Origin of the sequence: Mahella australiensis 50-1 BON (assembly GCF_000213255.1) — a bacterium.
In the GTDB taxonomy this organism is placed as follows: Bacteria; Bacillota; Clostridia; order Mahellales; family Mahellaceae; genus Mahella; species Mahella australiensis.
On sequence record NC_015520.1, the window covers coordinates 630,375 to 651,288 of the forward strand.

A 20,914-nucleotide genomic window follows, 5' to 3' on the forward strand; every position below is an offset into this window, starting at 1 on the left:
ATTCTATCAGCTTTATAGGGCTTTGCAATACGCAGTACAAAAGGATAATATATATATGGTCTGATTCGTAATCAGCAGGTCAAGGGTTCGAGTCCCTTCGAAAGCTCCATTTTTTTAGCATATTGCAGGGTTTAAGCAAGCCGCTAATTTTATGCTTGGGTGCGAGAACGGTATTACTCTATTTATCACAGTAACTTTTATTGTGTGTTGTGCAACAATAATCTTTCCATTTCGTGCATTTGCAGCTGGCGTGATAACTATTGATGCTGATGGAAATGGTGGGGTAAGTGCAAGTGTAACAATATATGATACTGGGAATTCTGGTATATCATCAACTGGTTGGTACTTTAGAAGCATAAATAATCGTTCTTCATCATGGTCAGGCGTAGTGAATTTGTATAGTTTCTTAACAACCAATACAACCAATACAACCAAAGGACCTGCGGGTTCTTAAATAACTGGTTATACATATTTATCAGGTTCTAGCGCTACACTTGAAGCAGTTGTTACAGGACGGACATCCCCAGGTGCGTATAATAAAAATCAAAGACAATCTACTATTTATACTGGATATGATAGACGTGTAATAAAAATGTCGGGCTATTATAATTAACATTAAATGCGGGTAAAGTCTGAAAGAAATACTTTCATGATATTTTGTGTCTCAAGAAAGGAATGGTTGTGAATATGAAAAAAATTCTATTAATAGCTTTGATGTTGGTATTGTTTGTGTTAACAGCTTGTGCGAAAGATGATGCAAGTCGTTACCGACCAAACGACGCTTCTTCTTTTTCCGGAAGCGATAAGGAATTGATTTATACTGTCGCAAATCCAAAGGGCTTAAAGCTGTTTGATGATTATGATGCTGTAACTTCTCTTTGCAGCGATGCCTGCGGCGAATTTGTAAGAGCGATAAAAAATAGTGATACAGCAGACTTCTCACCCTATATCGACAATGCTTTACTGCGATCGTATATGCAATATCGGGTTAAAAATCATGTGTATAAATATTCGGCAGACTCAAAGTACCGCTACTTTATAACCGAGGTCGAGTTTGCGGATGATTACGCGTTGGTTGAGGGAAATCTTGCAACCTATTCGGGGAGTTCCATTTGTATGGAAGGAAACGTATATTTTTTAGTAAAAAATGCCAATGGGAAAGCAGTGATTAACGAATGGTACTGGGATAGTATGGATTCACCAGATGTTGAATATAGAGGAGATTTCTCTATAAACAACAATTTGGACTACTGGAACAATCCTTCTAAGTATGATGCTATTGTAAAACAATTGAGTTTGACGCATTAAGTTATTAGCGTTTATTTAAGGGACAGCAAATATTTGCTGTCCCTTAGACAGATAATCTAGCTTATAACTACTCGTATTATCAGATATGACAAGCAATAAAGCTACGGTAATTTCGCCATAAAATATAAACACACAGTATCTAACTGCTTATAGCAACAATTTAGTCTTTAGCAGTAAAACGACAACCTCCTCTTTAAACTATTTTACAGCTTTTATATGAATCCCGCTATACTTTGTCTACAAAACACGGAGGCGTAACAAAGCTATGTACATTATAATCACAGGCTGCGAAAGATTGGTTCCAATTTGATGCTCCTGCTGTCTCAAGAAAGCCGCGATGTGGTCGTAATAGGCAACGATCCAAGGGAATTTGAGTAGTTGGGATTCGGATTTAATGAGGAAGGATTTTTTAATTTTATATCGAGTATCTATAATAAGCAAGCTAAAAACAGGGCTGATGCAAATGATAGTGTGTGTATGGAAGCACAAGAAACTTTCGGAACTGAAAGCAAAACAATAAAGCCTGCAAGCCCAAATATATAAAGTCTATTCATGATGTATCGTGAAGTTGTTAAAAAATTCATATTTTATTTCGCTTTTAAGATTGTCATAAACCTCTTTATAGAAATCATCGTCGTCATAAACTGAAAAATCGCCGCTATTATAGCGTTTCTCCAACCATTTGCCTATAGTCAGCAAATCGGCTACGTCGGTGGTTATCTGATCTATATGCTCATAGTTACCACCTTGCCCGCTTATGAGATACTGCCTATAATCGCGAATGTCTTTCAAATAACCGTTTGATATAAGCCATTCTGATTGCGAAAATCCCGCCGATGTATCGGCAAGTTGAAATTGGGAAACGCAATGAGTTGCCACATTATAATATGTCTCGGCCATCTGTATGTATTCTATCATATTATTTATATTTTCCAAATTTCCGATATAATCCTCAAGATTTTGTTGTGTCAAGCCTACCAATCCATTTGAAAACGTCGCTTCAGCATTGCTCATATGATATCCTGCCAAGTCATAAGCCTTTTGTCTCTCATCTAAAAGTCTGCTGTATTGATATGCATTAAAACATATTGAAATTATGAGGAATATGCTTAACAACGCAACTATATGCTTTTTCAATTTACACACCACCTAATTTGCAAAAAAATTATAATTGAATTATAGCATATACCATCGATATATACAATCCCAACTTTTACAATTGTTATTATTCTATGATGTTGTCATAGTGAAATATTCTGCGATAATGTCTATCTGAGGAGAGAGCGATGTTGCGATCTGTTTTTCCGTTGTCAATGGTCAACGAAAATGTCATAGTAAATGGCTGATATTTATTCAGCGAAAATTTCATAACGAGGCATAGATTTACTATAATTGGAACATTAAATATAGATTATATTACAGTAAGCTGGTTATATAACTTTAGCAACTTACATTAATATGATATGAGAACATATATTACCACCAAATGAGCAAAAAAGATAATACTATCTTAAGGCTTACTGCTTTGCTAAATTCTAGCTGCTCCATTCCCGTGCGTAAAGGGTAAAATAAACAAGCTCCGCTTGCCCTTGACGCACGTTCATTTCGCAGCTATTATATAATTAGGCTGTAAGCCTTAATACTGGCTAGTGCCAGGCGCGTGAGGAATTATACAGAGCCTCTAAAATCTCTCTGTCTGATTCCTCATACCAATATGATGGCGCCTTCTGCCAACCTTGTTTCCAAGGATGAGTGGGAGAAGGCTTATAAGGCTTAGCTGTGCTCGATGAACTTGCCTTATTAGCTTTCTGAGCTTTCTTAGGCGGTTCATCGAGCTTTTTCACAGCATATATATTATTGCCATACTGCACCCGTATACCTATCCTAGGGCTGGTAAGAACCGTTATCTTAGCTCTAGGAACGATAGGTGCAACGGTTTTGCCATCATCACATACAACTTGATAATATTGGCTGTGTAGAGAAAATACGCCGCCATTATCAACTTTTCTAGATAACTTAACACAAAGTATATTATCTAAGTCGATATCCGGCGGTAATTCTCTAAAAGCAGGCTCGGGATCTTGAGGCTCTATGGCGAACCTTTTATTATATCTCTCCAGGAACTTAGGCAAAAACTCATTGGCCTTTTCCATAGAATCAATGCCATAAATCCTCAATTCTGCCCTGAGCCTATCCTGCAAAGTATTCCATAGCCTCTCTACGCGGCCCTTAGCCTGAGGGGACCTGGCATTAATGATAGATATACCCAATGTACTCATAGCCATTTGGAACTGGGTTTCATTTACCACTTTACCCTCAAGCTGCTCCTCGATAGAGATTTTACCCTTATTAGGAGAAGCAAATATAGTATGCTTATCGGCATATAGAGATATAGGGATACCATATTGGCCAATGATGGTACGCATGAGCTCAAAATAGCCATTCATGCACTCGTTTTCAGTAAAATAGAGCGCGAGGACCTGACCGGTGGCATCGTCTATGGCACCGTGGAGAGCCATATTACCTACAGAAGGAATCCATTCAAAAGAGGTGCAATCGATTTGCACCAACATGCCAGCCTGAGGCATACGTTCCCTTCTAGCATGAATCTTACGAGGGCGTCTATGCTTTCTAGGGCTTTGAATACCGGCATTATCAAGGATTCTATAAACCGAGGAATTACTAAGAATAATACCCTTATCATCCTCAAGCAAATCTCTAAAATGAGAGAAATTCGTATCAAAATACTGTTCCTTTCTCATAATGACATTATCGCAGAATAATTTTACTATGACAATATCATAGAATAATAACAGGAGCAAAATTACCATTTGACAATACATATGAGAAGTGGTATATTAATAAAGCCGCCGATGAAGGCGGAGAAATAATAGCAGCATAAAGGTCGAAAAAAGGGTATTGACAAGGGGTAAATAAGCTGCTAGAATATAAAAGTCGCTCACGAGAGCGGCATGGACATTGAAAACTGAACAGAATGAAAGAACACACAAAACGCTTTGCGGACCAAAGAGTCAAGGATAAAAGGTGTACTCTACCACAAACAAGAGAGTTTGATCCTGGCTCAGGACGAACGCTGGCGGCGTGCCTAAAACATGCAAGTCGAACGGATATACTAACATTAAGCGATTAATGGGAGTATATTAGTGGCGGACGGGTGAGTAACACGTGAACAACCTGCCCTGTACAGGGGGATAACAGACCGAAAGGACTGCTAATACCCCATGAGACCACAGCATCGCATGATGCGGGGGTCAAAGGAGCAATCCGGTATAGGAGGGGTTCGCGGCCCATTAGCTAGTTGGTGAGGGTAGAAGCCCACCAAGGCGACGATGGGTAGCCGGCCTGAGAGGGTGAACGGCCACACTGGGACTGAGACACGGCCCAGACTCCTACGGGAGGCAGCAGTTGGGGATATTGCGCAATGGGCGAAAGCCTGACGCAGCGACGCCGCGTGAGGGAAGAAGGTCTTCGGATTGTAAACCTCTGTCGAGTGGGAAGAAAGAAATGACAGTACCACTGGAGGAAGCCCCGGCTAACTACGTGCCAGCAGCCGCGGTAATACGTAGGGGGCTAGCGTTGTCCGGAATTACTGGGCGTAAAGGGCGTGTAGGCGGTAGAGCAAGTCAGGTGTGAAACCCCCGGGCTCAACTCGGGGCATGCATCTGAAACTGCGATACTTGAGTGCAGGAGAGGGAAGCGGAATTTCTGGTGTAGCGGTGGAATGCGTAGATATCAGGAAGAACACCGGTGGCGAAGGCGGCTTTCTGGCCTGCAACTGACGCTGAGGCGCGAAAGCGTGGGGAGCGAACAGGATTAGATACCCTGGTAGTCCACGCTGTAAACGATGGATACTAGGTGTAGGTGGTATCAAAGCCATCTGTGCCGAAGTTAACACATTAAGTATCCCGCCTGGGGAGTACGGCCGCAAGGTTGAAACTCAAAGGAATTGACGGGGGCCCGCACAAGCAGCGGAGCGTGTGGTTTAATTCGAAGCAACGCGAAGAACCTTACCAGGTTTTGACATGCATATGAATTATGCAGAAATGCATGAGGCTTATCGAAAGATAAGACATATGCACAGGTGGTGCATGGTTGTCGTCAGCTCGTGTCGTGAGATGTTGGGTTAAGTCCCGCAACGAGCGCAACCCTTATTGTTAGTTGCCAGCACGTAGAGGTGGGCACTCTAACGAGACTGCCGTGGATAACACGGAGGAAGGTGGGGATGACGTCAAATCATCATGCCCCTTATGATCTGGGCTACACACGCGCTACAATGGCCGGAACAAAGAGGAGCGAAGCGGTAACGCAGAGGGAATCTCAAAAAACCGGTCTCAGTTCAGATTGTGGGCTGCAACCCGCCCACATGAAGAAGGAGTTGCTAGTAATCGCGGATCAGCATGCCGCGGTGAATACGTTCCCGGGCCTTGTACACACCGCCCGTCACACCATGAGAGTCTACAACACCTTAAGCCGGTGAGCTAACCGCAAGGAGGCAGCCGTCCAAGGTGGGGTAGATGATTGGGGTGAAGTCGTAACAAGGTAGCCGTATCGGAAGGTGCGGCTGGATCACCTCCTTTCTAAGGAGTAAGACCTTGACGACAAAAAAGGACGCAAAGCCAGAGTTCACTCATTCTGTTTAGCTTCCAGGGTCCATGACCTTGGGGACAAGATTGCACATTGAAAACCGCATAATGCAAGAGAAAAACAATTTTCCGGGCGATCAAGGAAGAAAGAGCATAGGGTGGATGCCCAGGCACTGGGAGCCGAAGAAGGACGTGGTAAGCTGCGAAAAGCCATGCGTAGCCGCAAACAGGCGAAGAGGCATGGATATCCGAATGGGGCAACCCGCTGCAGGTAACGCTGCAGCATCGCATGATGAATACATAGTCATGCGAAGGGAAACCGGGGGAACTGAACCATCTAAGTACCCCGAGGAAAAGAAAGAAACATCGATTTCCCAAGTAGCGGCGAGCGAACAGGAAAGAGCCCAAACCATAGCGATAGAGATATCGCTATGGGGTAGAGGACCGGCAGACGTAGGGAACAATATAGCCGAAGGCGGAAGGGAAGCCGCGCCACAGAAGGTGACAGCCCTGTAGGCGAAATATTGGTAACTACAGCCGGTATCCGGAGTACCACGGGACACGAAGAATCCCGTGGGAATCAGGGAGGACCACCTCCCAAGGCTAAATACTACCCAGTGACCGATAGCGGATAGTACCGTGAGGGAACGGTGAAAAGAACCCCGAGAGGGGAGTGAAAGAGAACCTGAAACCCTATGTTTACAAGCAGTGGAAGAGGAATAAAAACCTCGACCGCGTACTTTTTGTAGAACGGACCGGCGAGTTGCTTTATGATGCGAGGTTAAGGACAATAAGTCCGGAGCCGAAGGGAAACCGAGTCTGAACAGGGCGAATAAGTATCATGGAGCAGACCCGAAACCAGGTGACCTATCCATGGACAGGGTGAAGCGCGAGTAAGATCGCGTGGAGGCCCGAACCACGTTGTCGTTGAAAAGGCATGGGATGAGCTGTGGATAGCGGAGAAATTCCAATCGAACCTGGAGATAGCTGGATCTCCCCGAAATAGCTTTAGGGCTAGCCTCAATCGATGGACCAAGGAGGTAGAGCACTGAATGGGCTAGGGGCCTAACGGTTACCGAACCCTATCAAACTCCGAATGCCATGGGACTAAGAGATTGGGAGTCAGACTGCGAGTGCTAAGATCCGTAGTCAAAAGGGAAACAGCCCAGACCATCCGCTAAGGTCCCCAAATCCAGATTAAGTGTAAAAGGATGTGTAATTACTCAGACAACCAGGATGTTGGCTTAGAAGCAGCCATACATTAAAAGAGTGCGTAACAGCTCACTGGTCAAGTGAATATGCGCCGAAAATGTCCGGGGCTAAATCTGGTACCGAAGCGGTGGCAGCGCGAGAAGCGCTGGGTAGGGGAGCAATGTATGCAGGGACGAAGCATAAGCCGGGAGGCGATGTGGACCGCATACAAGAGAGAATGCCGGTATGAGTAGCGAAAGGGTGGTGAGAATCCACCCCGTCGAAAGCCTAAGGATTCCTGAGCAAGGCTCGTCCGCTCAGGGTAAGTCGGGACCTAAGCCGAGGCCGAAAGGCGTAGGCGATGGACAACGGGTTAAGAATCCCGTACCCCCAAGAGTCGCAAAAAGAGAAGCAGGGACACAGGAGGATAACAGCAGCGCGCTGATGGTAGAGCGCGTTCAAATGCAAAGCCGAGGCAGGCAGGCAAGACCACCTGTCGATGGTGAAGCATGATGAGGACCGAAAAAAAGTAGGGAAGGCTGCGAATCCACACTGGCGAGAAAAGCTGCTATCGAGACTTGCGGGGCCCGTACCGCAAACCGACACAGGTAGGCGAGGAGAGAATCCAAAGACGCGCGGGAAAACCCTCGTTAAGGAACTCGGCAAAATGACCCCGTAACTTCGGGAGAAGGGGTACCACGAGAGTGGTCGCAGAGAAATGGCCCAAGCGACTGTTTAGCAAAAACACAGGTCTCTGCCAAATCGGAAGATGAGGTATAGGGGCTGACGCCTGCCCAATGCCGGAAGGTTAAGGGGAAACGTAAGCGGGAGACCGCGAAGCGTAGAACCGAAGCCCCGGTCAATGGCGGCCGTAACTATAACGGTCCTAAGGTAGCGAAATTCCTTGTCGGGTAAGTTCCGACCCGCACGAAAGGCGTAACGACTTGGGCGCTGTCTCAACGAGGGGCCCGGTGAAATTGAAGTACCAGTGAAGATGCTGGTTACCTGCGACTGGACAGAAAGACCCCGTAGAGCTTTACTGTAGCCTGACATTGGACTTTGGCACATGATGTACAGGATAGGTGGGAGGCAAAGAAGCATAGGCGCCAGCCTATGTGGAGCCGCCGTTGGGATACCACCCTTCATGTACCGAGGTTCTAACCTAGGCCCGTTAACCGGGATAGGGACACTGTCAGGTAGGCAGTTTGACTGGGGCGGTCGCCTCCAAAAGAGTAACGGAGGCGTCCAAAGGTTTCCTCAGGATGGTTGGGAATCATCCGAAGAGTGCAAAGGCAGAAGGGAACTTGACTGCGAGAGAGACAACTCGAGCAGGGACGAAAGTCGGGCTTAGTGATCCGGCGGCATTGCGTGGGCAAGCCGTCGCTCAACGGATAAAAGCTACCTCGGGGATAACAGGCTGATCTCCCCCGATAGTCCACATAGACGGGGAGGTTTGGCACCTCGATGTCGGCTCGTCGCATCCTGGGGCAGAAGTATGTCCCAAGGGTTGGGCTGTTCGCCCATTAAAGCGGCACGCGAGCTGGGTTCAGAACGTCGTGAGACAGTTCGGTCCCTATCCATCGCAGGCGTAGGATATTTGAGAGGAGCTGTTCCTAGTACGAGAGGACCGGAACGGACGGACCGCTGGTGTATCAGTTGTACCGCCAGGTGCATAGCTGAGTAGCCAAGTCCGGATAGGATAAACGCTGAAAGCATCTAAGCGTGAAGCCAACCTCAAGATAAGATATCCCATAGCGAGAGCTAGTAAGACTCCAGAGAGACTAACTGGTAGATAGGTCAGAGGTGTAAGCGCAGCAATGCGTTGAGCTGACTGATACTAATAAGTCGAGGACTTGATCCAACGGAAGATGGCATTATGCGGTTTTGAGTGTGCAAAACAAGACCGGGTGACAATAGCGAAGGGGAAACACCTGTACCCATTCCGAACACAGAAGTTAAGCCCTTCAGCGCCGATGGTACTGAGCGGGAAACCGCTTGGGAGAGTAGGCCGTTGCCCGGTCTTTTTTATTTTTCTCCATCCATGTGCTTGTCTATTGCAGTGGCAAATGCTATAATAAATCGATAATTACTGAGACATACATATGTGATGCTAGGAGGAGAGAGCCGTTTAACGGCGTAACATGATGATTTTTGATATACAACTGGCTGATGAATTAAGCGCCATTGCGCATTTACCGGTTCAAGAAATAAGCGATATGTTGGAGATACCGCCGGACAGGCAATTGGGCGACCGAGCCTTTCCGTGCTTTAAGTTAGCCAAAACCATGCGGAAAAATCCTCAGCTTATTGCACAGGAAATCGCTGACCATATAAAAAAACCGAATTTTATTGAACGGATAGAAACCAAGGGCGCTTATGTTAATTTCTTTTTTAACAGGGCTGTATTTGCCCAAACAGTATTAGAAGATATTTTGAATAAAGGCGAGCGCTATGGTTCATCTGATAAGGGAAACGGAAGTGTCATATGCATTGATTTCTCGGCTCCCAATATAGCCAAGCCCTTTCATATAGGTCATCTTCGTTCTACCGTTATAGGGAATTCACTCTATAAGATATATGAATTTTTGGGCTATAAATGTATAGGTATAAATCATCTTGGGGACTGGGGCACTCAGTTCGGCAAGCTTATAACAGCCTATAAGCACTGGGGGATAAAAGATGACCTGGAGAAAGAGCCTATAAGAGCCCTATTAGATATATATGTGAAATTTCATGATGAAGCCGAAAAAGATCCTTCACTGGAAGACGAAGCACGCATGTGGTTCAAACGTATGGAGGATGGTGATGAGGAGGCTCTCAGCTTATGGCGTTGGTTTAAGGATTTGAGCTTGCGCGAATTCAATAAGATATATGACATGCTCGGCGTTAAATTTGATTATTATACGGGTGAAAGCTTTTATAACGATAAAATGGATAGGGTGGTAGAATTGCTCCAGGAAAAGGGCTTGTTGACAGAGAGCCAGGGAGCACTTGTCGTGGATTTAAGCCAATATGATATGCCGCCGTGCATGATAAAGAAAACCGATGGCACCACGCTTTATGCTACGAGGGATATAACAGCCGCCATATATCGCAAAGAGACATTTGACTTCGATAAATGCCTGTATGTCGTAGCTTATCAACAGGACCTGCATTTCAGGCAATTGTTTAAGGTTATAGAGCTTATGGGTTTTGATTGGTATGACAAGCTGTTTCATGTTCCTTTCGGGATGGTTAGCATGGAAGAAGGTACGCTCTCTACGCGCAAAGGACGCGTTGTTTTCCTCGAAGATGTGTTGCAAAAGGCTGTCGATAGAACGCTCGATATAATAAAAGAGAAAAATCCGGGTTTGGAAAATAAAGAGGATGTAGCAAAACAGGTTGGCATTGGGGCGGTTGTATTCCATGACCTCATAAATAATCGCATAAAGGATATAGTATTCTCATGGGATCAAGTCCTCAATTTCGACGGAGAAACCGGTCCGTATGTGCAATATGCTCATGCACGGGCTATGAGCATATTGGCAAAGGCGACGCAAACAATAACCGGTGAAATGGGAGGCGATCTACTTACAGAAGATGAGACACTGGAGTTGATAGATCTTTTGGCTCGCTTTCCGGAAGCCATAGAAGCTGCATGCCAGGCTAATGAACCATCTATTGTGGCACGGCATACTATAGATATAGCGCAGGCTTTCAATAAATTCTATAAAAACCATATGGTTATAGTAGAGGATGATGAGCTGCAAAGGGCAAGGCTTACGCTGGTATATGCCACAGCTCAGGTTATACGTATTGGTTTGGGCCTACTCGGCATACAAGCACCGGCTAAAATGTGATTATTGACAGATTGCCGGTAATGCTGTATCATATAACAAATACAATATATAAATACGATGAAGAAGAAGAGTACATCAAACTCAGCTCGCAGAGAGAGGATGCCTTGGCTGGGAGCACCCTTGAGCGTGAAGGATGGAAGACCGCCTTCGGAGTTGCATAAGCCGCTGGCCAGCGTTAGGGTATAATGAGAGGATACATATGTATCCATAAGGGTGGAACCACGGGAATAAGCTCTCGTCCCTGCTTGAGGGATGAGGGCTTTTTTGATAGAGTTTTTACATGTAGGGAGGAATTTGTTTGATAAAGATAAAGCTAAAAGATGGATCGATTAAAGAATATAGTGAAGGTATTACACCGGCTCAAATAGCAGCCGACATAAGCGCAGGACTGGCGAGAGAAGCATTGGCCGCACTTGTGAACGGGCAGGTAATGGATTTGAGCATGCCAATTTACGAAGATGCCGACTTGGCATTGTTGACCTTTGATGATGAAGACGGTAAAAAAGCCTATTGGCATACTACATCCCATATAATGGCGCAGGCTGTATTGAGGCTTTTCCCTGAGGCAAAGCTGGCTATAGGGCCGGCCATAGACAACGGCTTTTATTATGATTTCGATATCGATAAACCTTTTACGCCTGAGGATTTAATCAGTATAGAAGAAGAAATGCGAAAGATAATAAAAGAGGATTTATCGTTGGAGCGTTTTGAATTACCACGGGACGAAGCTGTAAAATTTATGCAGGAAAGAAACCAGCCATACAAGGTAGAACTTATAGAGGCGCTGCCCGAGAACGCCGTAATATCATTCTATAAGCAAGGGGAATTTGTGGATCTTTGCGCCGGTCCCCATATACCGTCTACCGGTAAGATCAAGGCGGTGAAGCTGCTCAGCGTTGCTGGGGCCTATTGGCGAGGAGATGAGCACAATAAGATGTTGCAGCGCATATATGGTATCTCATTTCCCAAAAAAAGCATGTTGGATGAATACCTCACTCGCATAGAAGAAGCTAAGCAACGCGACCATAGAAAATTGGGGCAGGAACTGGATCTTTTCAGCCTTCATGAGGAAGGGCCGGGCTTTCCGTTTTTCCATCCAAAAGGTATGATCATACGCAATGTGTTAGAAGATTTCTGGCGCAAAGAGCATAGGAAACACGGCTATGAGGAGATAAAAACGCCTATAATATTGAATAAAGAGCTGTGGATACAGTCCGGCCATTGGGACCATTATAAAGATAATATGTATTTTACTAAAATAGACGACCAAGATTATGCTATAAAGCCCATGAATTGTCCGGGTAGCATGATAATGTATAAGCGGACCATGCACAGCTATAAAGAGCTTCCCATACGCTTGTGCGAATTAGGTCTTGTGCATCGTCACGAAAAATCTGGCGTACTACATGGGCTTATGCGTGTGCGCTGTTTTACCCAGGACGACGCTCATATATTCATGTTGCCGTCGCAGGTAACCGATGAGATAATAGGCGTTATAGATTTGATAGATTACTTTTATAGTCTGTTTGGTTTTAAGTATCATGTGGAGTTGTCTACGCGTCCCGAGGACTCCATGGGCACCGACGAACAATGGGAGATGGCCACTGAAGCGCTTAAAGTAGCGCTGGGAAAGAAAGGCTTGGATTATAAGGTGAATGAAGGTGATGGTGCGTTTTATGGGCCTAAGATAGATTTTCACCTAGAAGATAGTATTGGGAGAACATGGCAATGCGGCACTATACAGCTTGATTTCCAGATGCCCGAGCGCTTTGACTTAACGTATATAGGTGAGGATAGCGAAAAGCACCGTCCGGTCATGCTGCACCGCGTTATATTTGGTAGCATAGAACGGTTTATCGCTATATTAACTGAACATTATGCTGGCGCTTTGCCAACCTGGCTGGCACCCGTTCAAGTAAAGATTTTACCCATAACTGATCGTTCGCTCGAATATGCACGCAGTTTACAAATGCACTTGGAAGAACTGGATATACGCACTGAGCTCGACAACCGCAATGAGAAGATAGGCTATAAGATAAGAGCGGCTCAGATAGAGAAAGTGCCGTATATGCTGGTTATCGGGGATAAAGAAGTGGAAAACGTCGCGGTGTCGGTGCGCTCTCGCTCCAAAGGTGATATGGGGAGCATGAGCGTGGATGATTTCGAAAACCTCATAAAAACTGAAATAAAATCGAAAAAAGCCATTGACTGATTTATGGTTTATATGATAAGATAATTGACGTAAAGAAGAAGCTATCCACTTCTCACCTTTCGGCTGGCGCTAAAAGGTTATTGATAGAATGTAAGCATTATATAAAGTGGGTAGTATATACCCGCTTTTATTTTTGCTTATTATTGAATAACCATATAGCGCCGGGATAGATGTATCGGGTAAGTAGAGGAAGCTCCTAAATTTTCGGAGGTGAAGCGTTATTTTTAAAGATTTGATGGTAAATGAGGAGATACGGGAAAAAGAGGTCCGCGTAGTCGATGTGGACGGTAAGCAGTTGGGTATTATGCCGCTTCGTCAGGCGCTGGAATTAGCGCAGAGAAAGCAGTTGGATCTCGTAAATGTGGCTCCTCAGGCAACTCCACCTGTATGCAGGATAATGGACTATGGTAAGTATAAGTATGAAGCCATCAAACAAGAAAAGGAAGCTAAGAAGAATCAAAGGATAATAGACATCAAGGAAATCAGGCTTTCCACTACTATAGAGGAACACGATATAGATGTGAAAATAAAGAATGCTATAAAGTTCCTTAAAAACGGCGATAAGGTGAAGGTGACAGTGAGGTTCAGAGGCAGGCAGATAACTCATCCGGATATAGCCGCTGAAATATTGAAAAATTTTGCTGAGAAGGTAGCCGAAGTGGGTACAATAGAAAAAGCCCCGCAGATGGATGGAAGGAATATGCTGATGATACTGACGCCAAAAGCTGATGTGAAGTGATTTTTGAAAGGAGGATTTATATATGCCTAAAATGAAAACGCACAGAGGTGCTGCTAAACGCTTTCGCGTTACGGCCAGCGGTAAGATCAAAAGAGGTAAGGCTTATAGAAGCCATATACTGACAAAAAAGACTACCAAGCGTAAAAGGAATCTACGCAAAATAGCCTATATGAGCGATGCTGATCAGAAGAATATAAAAGAGCTTTTGCCATATAAGTAAAACGAATTTTAATCAGTGAAAGGAGGATACGTTATAAATGGCTAGAGTAAAATCGGGTGTAACCACCCATAGAAGGCATAAAAAAGTATTAAAATTAGCTAAAGGTTATTGGGGCGGAAAAAGTAAGCAGTACAAAGCAGCTAATGAAGCTGTTATGAAAGCGTTGGCATACGCTTATGTCGGTCGTAAACTGCGCAAGCGTGATTTCCGCAGGCTCTGGATAGCGCGTATAAATGCCGCATCTCGCATGAACGGCTTATCATATAGTAAATTTATAAACGGTCTTAAGAAAGCCGGAATAGAGATAAACAGAAAAATGCTGGCTGAAATGGCCGTAAGCGACAGCAAGGCGTTTACCCAATTAGTAGAAGTGGCCAAACAGCAAATGGGTGCATAAAAATTTTTTGATTTAAACCTTGCGTTTTTGTCGCCTATATTGTATAATATCCATTGTCGGCTCGGTTATGAAGAATGCCGACAATAATGGCCCCGTGGTCTAGCGGTTAGGACATCACCCTTTCACGGTGGTAACATGGGTTCGAGTCCCGTCGGGGTCACCATAAGATATTGATAAAGCGGTCTTTGACCGCTATTTTTTTGTCCTTTCATATTCGATTAACGCATATTATGATAAAAACTTCTATTATTCAACGCCAAGTAATGACAAACAATACAGCCTATGATCTGTTATAATATCCTTTGTCTTGAGAATAGGTATATGGATGGTGGTATTTATGATAGGCAAAGGACAAGCAGCTTTATATAAGCGCAATTTGTATAAAAGCCATGATATAAGGAAAGCGACTTTTAATATATCATGGCATGAAACCATTATATTATTTGCGACGTTCTTTATAGGCAGGGTATCCATCATAGAATATTTAATGCCTTTTAGCATAGCCTTTTTGGCTGTAGTATTTGCATTTTACAGGCGCGATGTTATATTTGGGATAGCTGCTGCCGCGGGAATACTGACGGCTCACTTTGACGTAGATTCTTTTAAGTACATATTGACCATAGTTCTGCTGTATACGGCATTCCATCTTTATGTGGAAAATGAGCGTTCAAGGCTGGACGAGCATTCGATCACATGGCGTGCCGCTGTATCGGCCTTGATATGCGTGTTTGTATCGCATATTGTATTCAATGTCTTTAAGGGCATCACATTATACAATATGTTTCTTGCACTGAGCGATGCCCTTATAACCTTCATATTTATCTTAATATTCAAAAACGTGCAGAACGTGCTCTTTATGCCTGCTCGCCGCCGTATACTCTCATCTGAAGAGATAATAACTCTAGGAATTGTTATAGCATTGGTAGTAGAAGGTTTTTTCGATATAAGATTATGGGATATATCGCTGAAAAATGTGATAAGCTTGTTCACGGTCATGACTTTGGGGTATATATGGGGTACAGGCGTCGGATCTTCGCTGGGTATTACCGTCGGCATTATAATGTCGCTTTCGGGTTCTATACCGAGCTATGCCATAGCCGATCTCGGATTTTGCGGTATGCTGGCCGGCGTATTCAACCATCTGGGTCGGTGGGGTTCTATAGCTGGTTTTATAATAGGCAATGCCATATTGACCTATTATATGAACGGATCTTCGGCTGTTATAATGCCGTTTGAAGATATCATAATAGCTGGTATTATATTGATAGCACTTCCGCGTAAGGTTATAGAGTTCTTGAAGGAATATACAGGTTTCTACAGGCTGGAGGCTCAAAAGGATTATATAAGTAAGATAAAGGAGTTTTTAAACAGGCGGCTGATGGGGTTTGCTAAAATGTTCGATGAATTGGCTCGTACTTTTGATACAAATAAACAGGATATCGACGACTTGCGCCAGCAAAATGTATCAAATATACTAAATATAACGACCAGCAAAATATGTCGGTACTGCTCTTCCTATAAACAATGCTGGGAACAAGAGCCATATAATACATATCAAAATATGCTGACATTGATGAAAATAGTTGAAGACAAAGGCAAAACAAAAAAAGGCAGCATATTAATGGATTTACGCAGAAAATGCCCCCATGTAAGCGAAATAAAACGGGCGATGGAACAAACGTATGCCAGCAGCGGCTTTGATTATAAATGCCAGCAGGTTATGGAGGAAAGTCGGAAGCTGGTGTCGGATCAACTGGCTGGCATGTCCGAAGTTATAGCCGAGCTGGCGTCTGATATAGATATTTATATGAGCTTCGACAGCGCTGTAGAGGATGCAATCATGGTGGCATTGGATCAAAAAGGTATAAGGGTGAGCAACGCGGTGGTTACGCAAAACAGCGACGGCAAACTGGAGATAGAGTTGGTGTGCAGACAGTGCGATGATAATCTTTCGTGTGCCCACCGTGTAAGCGGCATTGTATCCGCAACGCTGAATAAAGATTTCATGGTGAGAAGCAGTGCTTATACCGGCAGTGACCGGACTGAATGCGTAATACGTCTGGTGGAAGCTGAGCGTTTTAATATTGTCACCGGAGTGGCTCACAGAGTAAGGCATGGGGCAGTGGTATGCGGGGATAATTACACCTTTATGCCTTTCAAAAACGGCAAATATATTATGGCTGTAAGCGATGGTATGGGAACAGGACAAAAGGCGGCTGCTGAAAGCCTAACTGCCATAACCTTGCTGGAACAGATGCTGGAGGTCGGCTTTGACAAAAATCTTATTATAAAAACCATAAATTCTGTATTAATGCTGCGCGATCCCGGTGAGATGTTCGCGACCATGGACATATGTTTGCTGGATATGATAGAGGGAGTGGCGGAGTTTATAAAGATAGGGGCATGTCCATCGTTTATAAAAAGCAACGATAAAGTAGAGATAGTTTGTTCTACATCACTACCTATCGGTATAGTGGCTGATGTGGAATTTGACAGTATAAAACGCAAATTCAGAAGCGGCGATTTTATAATAATGATTACCGATGGCGTATTGGATGCAAATAAAAAAATAGAGGACAAGGAGAGATGGCTGGCCGACCTTATAGAAAATATTATGACACCTAATCCTCAAGAAATGGCGGAGCGCATATTGTATAACGTGTTGGAAGAGGCGGAACTGGACTTTCCTGAGGATGATATGACAGTACTGGTTTCACGCTTATGGGAAAGCAAATAATCTTTCATCTCGGTTGAATAGATATAGCATCTATGGTAAAAAATACTATATATGCTATTGGAGGTGAAAGATATGGAAATGAAGCAAATTCTGCTTATTACCGATGGACGATCCAATGTCGGAGGGGACCCGGCCAGAGCGGCGGCCTATGCCGCTCAAAACGGTATAACCGTAAATGCTGTAGGTATTATAGATGGTGATAACGATGTGTTATCGAGCGATGAGATAAAAGCGATAGCTTTAGCGGGGAATGGCACGTGGCAGATGGTACCGCTTGGCATGCTGTCGGCTACTATGTGTACTGTAACGTACAGATCAATGCATAATACGCTGGAGAATATCGTGAACGCTCAAGTCAAAAAAATAGTGGGGTCGGATATGTTGGATATAGAGCCGGCTATGAGACTGCCACTGGTGCGATATGCTGATACTCTGGCCGATGAAACGCCGTTAAGATGCGTTATACTGGTGGACTGCAGCAATAGTATGGCAGTAAAGCTCAAAACAGCTCGTGCTGCTATACTCGATTTACTGGCTTCGTTTAAGGTGAGAAGGGCCGGTGGTAATCTGGCGGTTATCGCATTTCCAGGGCAAAGTGGCAGCCATTATCAGATGATTTGTCCTTTTACGGATGATATGGAATTGCTAAAAGGGCACTTAAATGAATTGAAGCACCGAGGAAATACGCCTACCGCTCATGCCATCAATGCAGCTATATCGTATATATTGAACGATGAGCAGCCGTTTTTTGTTTAAAATGGAAGATATACATTTAGGTTCTGATATATGTGGACGCTGGCACAATCGATGTTATAAGGTAAGCAAGCTGTTGGGGCGGGGAGGTACGGGCAGTGTCTTTTTGGCGCAGCGCGTAGATGACGGCAAAAAAGTAGCTTTGAAAATCTCGTGTGTGGGAGAGGATTTGATATACGAATACCATTCGCTGACCGATATGGCATGCTTATCTATGGTGCCTGAGGCCATAGAGCTGGATGAGTGGCATGGCTACACATTTCTTGTGCTCGAATATATAGAAGGATATGACCTAAGCTATTATATAGGAGCAGGCAAATGCTCATATGCTGGAGCCGTGCGTTTGGGTTGTATACTAGCTTTTTTGATGAGCAAGGTGTGGGGGAAAGGATACTGCCTGACCGATGTAAAGCCGGAAAATGTGATGGTGGATATAGCTAACCGAAGGATTATAGTGATAGATTGGAGCAGTCTTACCGAAGCCGGTGCCCCTGTAAAAGAATTCACTCCTACTTATGATATAGCGAGTTGGGGTGTCGGCCGGCGCCTGGCCGATCAAAGATATATGGTATTTGCCATATCGATGATCATGACGGTGCTAATAATGGGTAAATCGTACAGCCCTGTAAGTGTATCCATAGATGAGGTTACAGGGGATATGAAACATACCAAATGTCCGATTGGAGTAAAAAATATCCTAATTGCCGGCTTAAAGGGTAGGTACGATACATTGCAACAATTTTATAATGCAATGAATGCGCTCGATATGTATGATCGATCATCCGAAAATGATCGAATGGATAAAATAATAAATATTACACTGGCAGCAGCCGCATTATTTGCTTTTTTGTCTATTGCAAATTGGCTGATATTGATTTAAAATATCATTTAATATAACAGGTAAGGATTTTTATATATTGCAGGGTAATGATATTTTATCGTCGGTTCAAAATAGGGTGATGTTATATATAAGGAAGTATAAAATGATACAGCCAGGCCAAAAAATAGTGGTGGGCGTATCAGGAGGTCCGGATTCGTCGGCATTGCTGCATGTATTGATGAGCCTGCGCGGTAAACTAGATGCAGAGCTTATAGTGGCACATGTGGAGCATGGCATGAGGGCTCAGCAATCGGTCGAAGATGCTCAATATGTCGTCTCGATGGCACAGCGCATGGGCTTGTCAGTATATGTAAAGCATTGCGATGTACCGTCGTATGCAAAAGAGCATGGTTTATCGCAAGAACAGGCAGGTCGTATCATAAGATATGACTTTTTCAGACAAATATGTAGGTATAGAGGTTGCAACAGTATAGCGGTTGCACACAATAAAGATGACAATGCCGAGACCATACTTTTGCATATATTGAGGGGCAGTGGCCTGGATGGTTTGGTAGGCATAAGGCCGGTGCGCGGCGATATAATACGTCCTCTTCTGGATGTATCCCGGACCGATATAGAGGCATATTGCGCCGCTGCGGGCATGAATCCCCGCCGCGATTATACAAATAATGATCCGAGCTATATGCGTAATCGTATACGACTGAAGCTCATACCGTTTTTGAGTCAAAATTTCAACCCCAATATAGTAGACTCTTTGGTGCGCATGTCTCATATCTTAAGCGATGACAATGAATTTTTAAGTATGTGCGTCGAGGAGGCCTTTAAAAGGTCGGTTCATATAGATGATGATATAGCAGTATTGCATATACCTGATTTTAAAACCCTTCATAAAGCTTTGCAGCGTCGACTGTTAAGATATATTATATCCAAACTTAAAGGTGATGCAGACAGCATAGAATACCTGCATATAGAGCAGCTCATGGCATATATCGAGCAAGGCTGTGTCGGTCAGAAACTGACCTTGCCTGCTGATATCATGGCCGAACACGGAAATGATAAGGTGTATATATATCTGCAATGCGCTGTTCGGATCATGTCGGAGCCTTTTTGCTATACTATATCGGTTCCCGGCGATACTTATGTAAAAAATGGTCAAGCCGTTCTATCAAGTTGTATTATTGACAAAAGCGATATTACAGATTACAATTCTAATGTATCTGTTGCATATATGGATGCGGATAAGGTGCATTTTCCCATATATATACGTAATAGAAGGCCGGGTGATCGCTTTATGCCTATAGGCAGCAATGGTCATAAGAAACTCAAAGAATACTTTATCGATGAAAAGATACCGAGGATATACAGGGACAGCATCCCTCTTATAGCATCGGATCATGAGATATTGTGGGTCATAGGCCACAGATTAAGCGATACATGTAAGGTTAATGAGTCTACCCGGAGAGTTTTGAGGCTGACATATAAAACTACAGGTTATAACGAATAGCGGAGGTATGCATGGAGGAAATATTAGAGCGCGTTTTGCTGGATGAAGAACAGATTAAAAAGCGCATTAGAGAATTGGGACGAGATATAACTGAGGACTACAAGAATAAGGATCTCTTAATGATAGGAGTATTAAAAGGGGCTATAGTGTTCTTCAGCGATCTTATAAGGGCTATAGACCTTCCTTTAACCACTGATTTCATAGCAGTATCGAGTTATGGAAGTTCAACTAAATCGTCGGGTATAGTGAGAATATTAAAAGATTTGGACGAGCCTGTGGACGGTAAAGATATTCTCATAGTAGAGGATATAATAGATACAGGGCTGACACTCCATTATCTTGTGGATAATATAATCACCCGTAATCCTAACAGTGTGAAAATATGCTGCTTGCTTGATAAACCGGAGAGACGGCTCACGGATGTGGATGTCGATTATGTTGGATTTGCCATACCCGATGAGTTTGTGGTAGGGTATGGCTTGGATTACAATGAGCGCTATCGGAATTTACCGAATATAAGCGTGTTGCGATTGGAGCAGGGGTATTGATTTTGACCGGCATTGATGTTA

The 20,914-nt window shown here is 43.9% G+C and carries 14 protein-coding genes, 1 tRNA gene, 3 rRNA genes and 1 other annotated feature; of the genes, 15 read left to right on the forward strand and 3 right to left on the reverse strand.

Features of this window, described 5'->3' with window-relative positions; genetic code table 11:
• Positions 1–114 precede the first annotated feature (114 nt).
• Positions 115–426: a hypothetical protein gene (locus MAHAU_RS15525; protein WP_171804956.1), complete on the reverse strand. Its 312-nt coding sequence runs from the start codon at positions 424–426 to the stop codon at positions 115–117.
• 255 nt (positions 427–681) lie between these two features.
• Between MAHAU_RS15525 and MAHAU_RS02955 the strand changes: the two genes are divergently transcribed.
• Positions 682–1,308 (forward strand): hypothetical protein, encoded by a 627-nt coding sequence (locus tag MAHAU_RS02955; RefSeq protein ID WP_148258372.1) that lies wholly within the window; start codon positions 682–684, stop codon positions 1,306–1,308.
• 546 nt (positions 1,309–1,854) lie between these two features.
• Here MAHAU_RS02955 and MAHAU_RS02960 read toward each other — a convergent pair.
• On the reverse strand, positions 1,855–2,322 hold the full coding sequence (locus MAHAU_RS02960) for a hypothetical protein (protein ID WP_171804957.1): 468 nt from the start codon (positions 2,320–2,322) through the stop codon (positions 1,855–1,857).
• Between the two features lie 632 nt (positions 2,323–2,954).
• Positions 2,955–4,070: an ISNCY family transposase gene (locus MAHAU_RS02965; RefSeq protein ID WP_245543935.1), complete on the reverse strand. Its 1,116-nt coding sequence runs from the start codon at positions 4,068–4,070 to the stop codon at positions 2,955–2,957.
• Positions 4,071–4,367: 297 nt separating this feature from the next.
• On the opposite strand from MAHAU_RS02965, the gene MAHAU_RS02970 reads away from it, so the two are divergent.
• The 14 genes from MAHAU_RS02970 to hpt all read left to right on the forward strand — a co-directional run bounded on the left by MAHAU_RS02970 (position 4,368) and on the right by hpt (position 20,893).
• Positions 4,368–5,906, forward strand: a 16S ribosomal RNA gene (locus MAHAU_RS02970).
• A gap of 141 nt (positions 5,907–6,047) precedes the next feature.
• Positions 6,048–8,964, forward strand: a 23S ribosomal RNA gene (locus MAHAU_RS02975).
• 42 nt (positions 8,965–9,006) lie between these two features.
• Positions 9,007–9,123, forward strand: a 5S ribosomal RNA gene (gene rrf, locus MAHAU_RS02980).
• Together the 16S, 23S and 5S rRNA genes form the textbook arrangement of a ribosomal RNA operon.
• 121 nt (positions 9,124–9,244) lie before the next feature.
• Entirely contained in the window at positions 9,245–10,942 is a 1,698-nt protein-coding gene (gene argS, locus MAHAU_RS02985; RefSeq protein WP_013780243.1) for an arginine--tRNA ligase, read from the forward strand.
• Positions 10,943–10,990: 48 nt separating this feature from the next.
• Positions 10,991–11,188: a binding site (T-box leader), on the forward strand.
• Between the two features lie 52 nt (positions 11,189–11,240).
• Entirely contained in the window at positions 11,241–13,154 is a 1,914-nt protein-coding gene (gene thrS, locus MAHAU_RS02990; RefSeq protein WP_013780245.1) for a threonine--tRNA ligase, read from the forward strand.
• 235 nt (positions 13,155–13,389) lie between these two features.
• Entirely contained in the window at positions 13,390–13,893 is a 504-nt protein-coding gene (gene infC / locus MAHAU_RS02995; protein WP_013780246.1) for a translation initiation factor IF-3, read from the forward strand.
• Positions 13,894–13,915: 22 nt separating this feature from the next.
• Entirely contained in the window at positions 13,916–14,113 is a 198-nt protein-coding gene (rpmI, locus tag MAHAU_RS03000; RefSeq protein WP_013780247.1) for a 50S ribosomal protein L35, read from the forward strand.
• A gap of 37 nt (positions 14,114–14,150) precedes the next feature.
• Positions 14,151–14,510 carry a 50S ribosomal protein L20 gene (gene rplT / locus MAHAU_RS03005; RefSeq protein WP_013780248.1) on the forward strand — a complete coding sequence of 120 codons (360 nt, stop codon included), beginning with the start codon at positions 14,151–14,153 and terminating at the stop codon, positions 14,508–14,510.
• Between the two features lie 88 nt (positions 14,511–14,598).
• A tRNA-Glu gene (locus tag MAHAU_RS03010) sits at positions 14,599–14,673 on the forward strand.
• A 174-nt stretch (positions 14,674–14,847) separates the two neighbouring features.
• Positions 14,848–17,247 carry a stage II sporulation protein E gene (spoIIE, locus tag MAHAU_RS03015; protein ID WP_013780249.1) on the forward strand — a complete coding sequence of 800 codons (2,400 nt, stop codon included), beginning with the start codon at positions 14,848–14,850 and terminating at the stop codon, positions 17,245–17,247.
• 72 nt (positions 17,248–17,319) lie between these two features.
• Positions 17,320–18,003, forward strand: a complete 684-nt coding sequence (locus MAHAU_RS03020) for a vWA domain-containing protein (protein ID WP_013780250.1) — start codon at positions 17,320–17,322, stop codon at positions 18,001–18,003.
• A 1-nt stretch (position 18,004) separates the two neighbouring features.
• The gene (locus MAHAU_RS03025; protein WP_245543950.1) at positions 18,005–18,880 is read left to right on the forward strand and encodes a protein kinase domain-containing protein; all 876 of its coding nucleotides are present in this window, start codon (positions 18,005–18,007) and stop codon (positions 18,878–18,880) included.
• Positions 18,881–18,983: 103 nt separating this feature from the next.
• Positions 18,984–20,345: a tRNA lysidine(34) synthetase TilS gene (tilS, locus tag MAHAU_RS03030; protein WP_049783328.1), complete on the forward strand. Its 1,362-nt coding sequence runs from the start codon at positions 18,984–18,986 to the stop codon at positions 20,343–20,345.
• 11 nt (positions 20,346–20,356) lie between these two features.
• Entirely contained in the window at positions 20,357–20,893 is a 537-nt protein-coding gene (hpt, locus tag MAHAU_RS03035; RefSeq protein ID WP_013780253.1) for a hypoxanthine phosphoribosyltransferase, read from the forward strand.
• Positions 20,894–20,914: the final 21 nt, after the last annotated feature.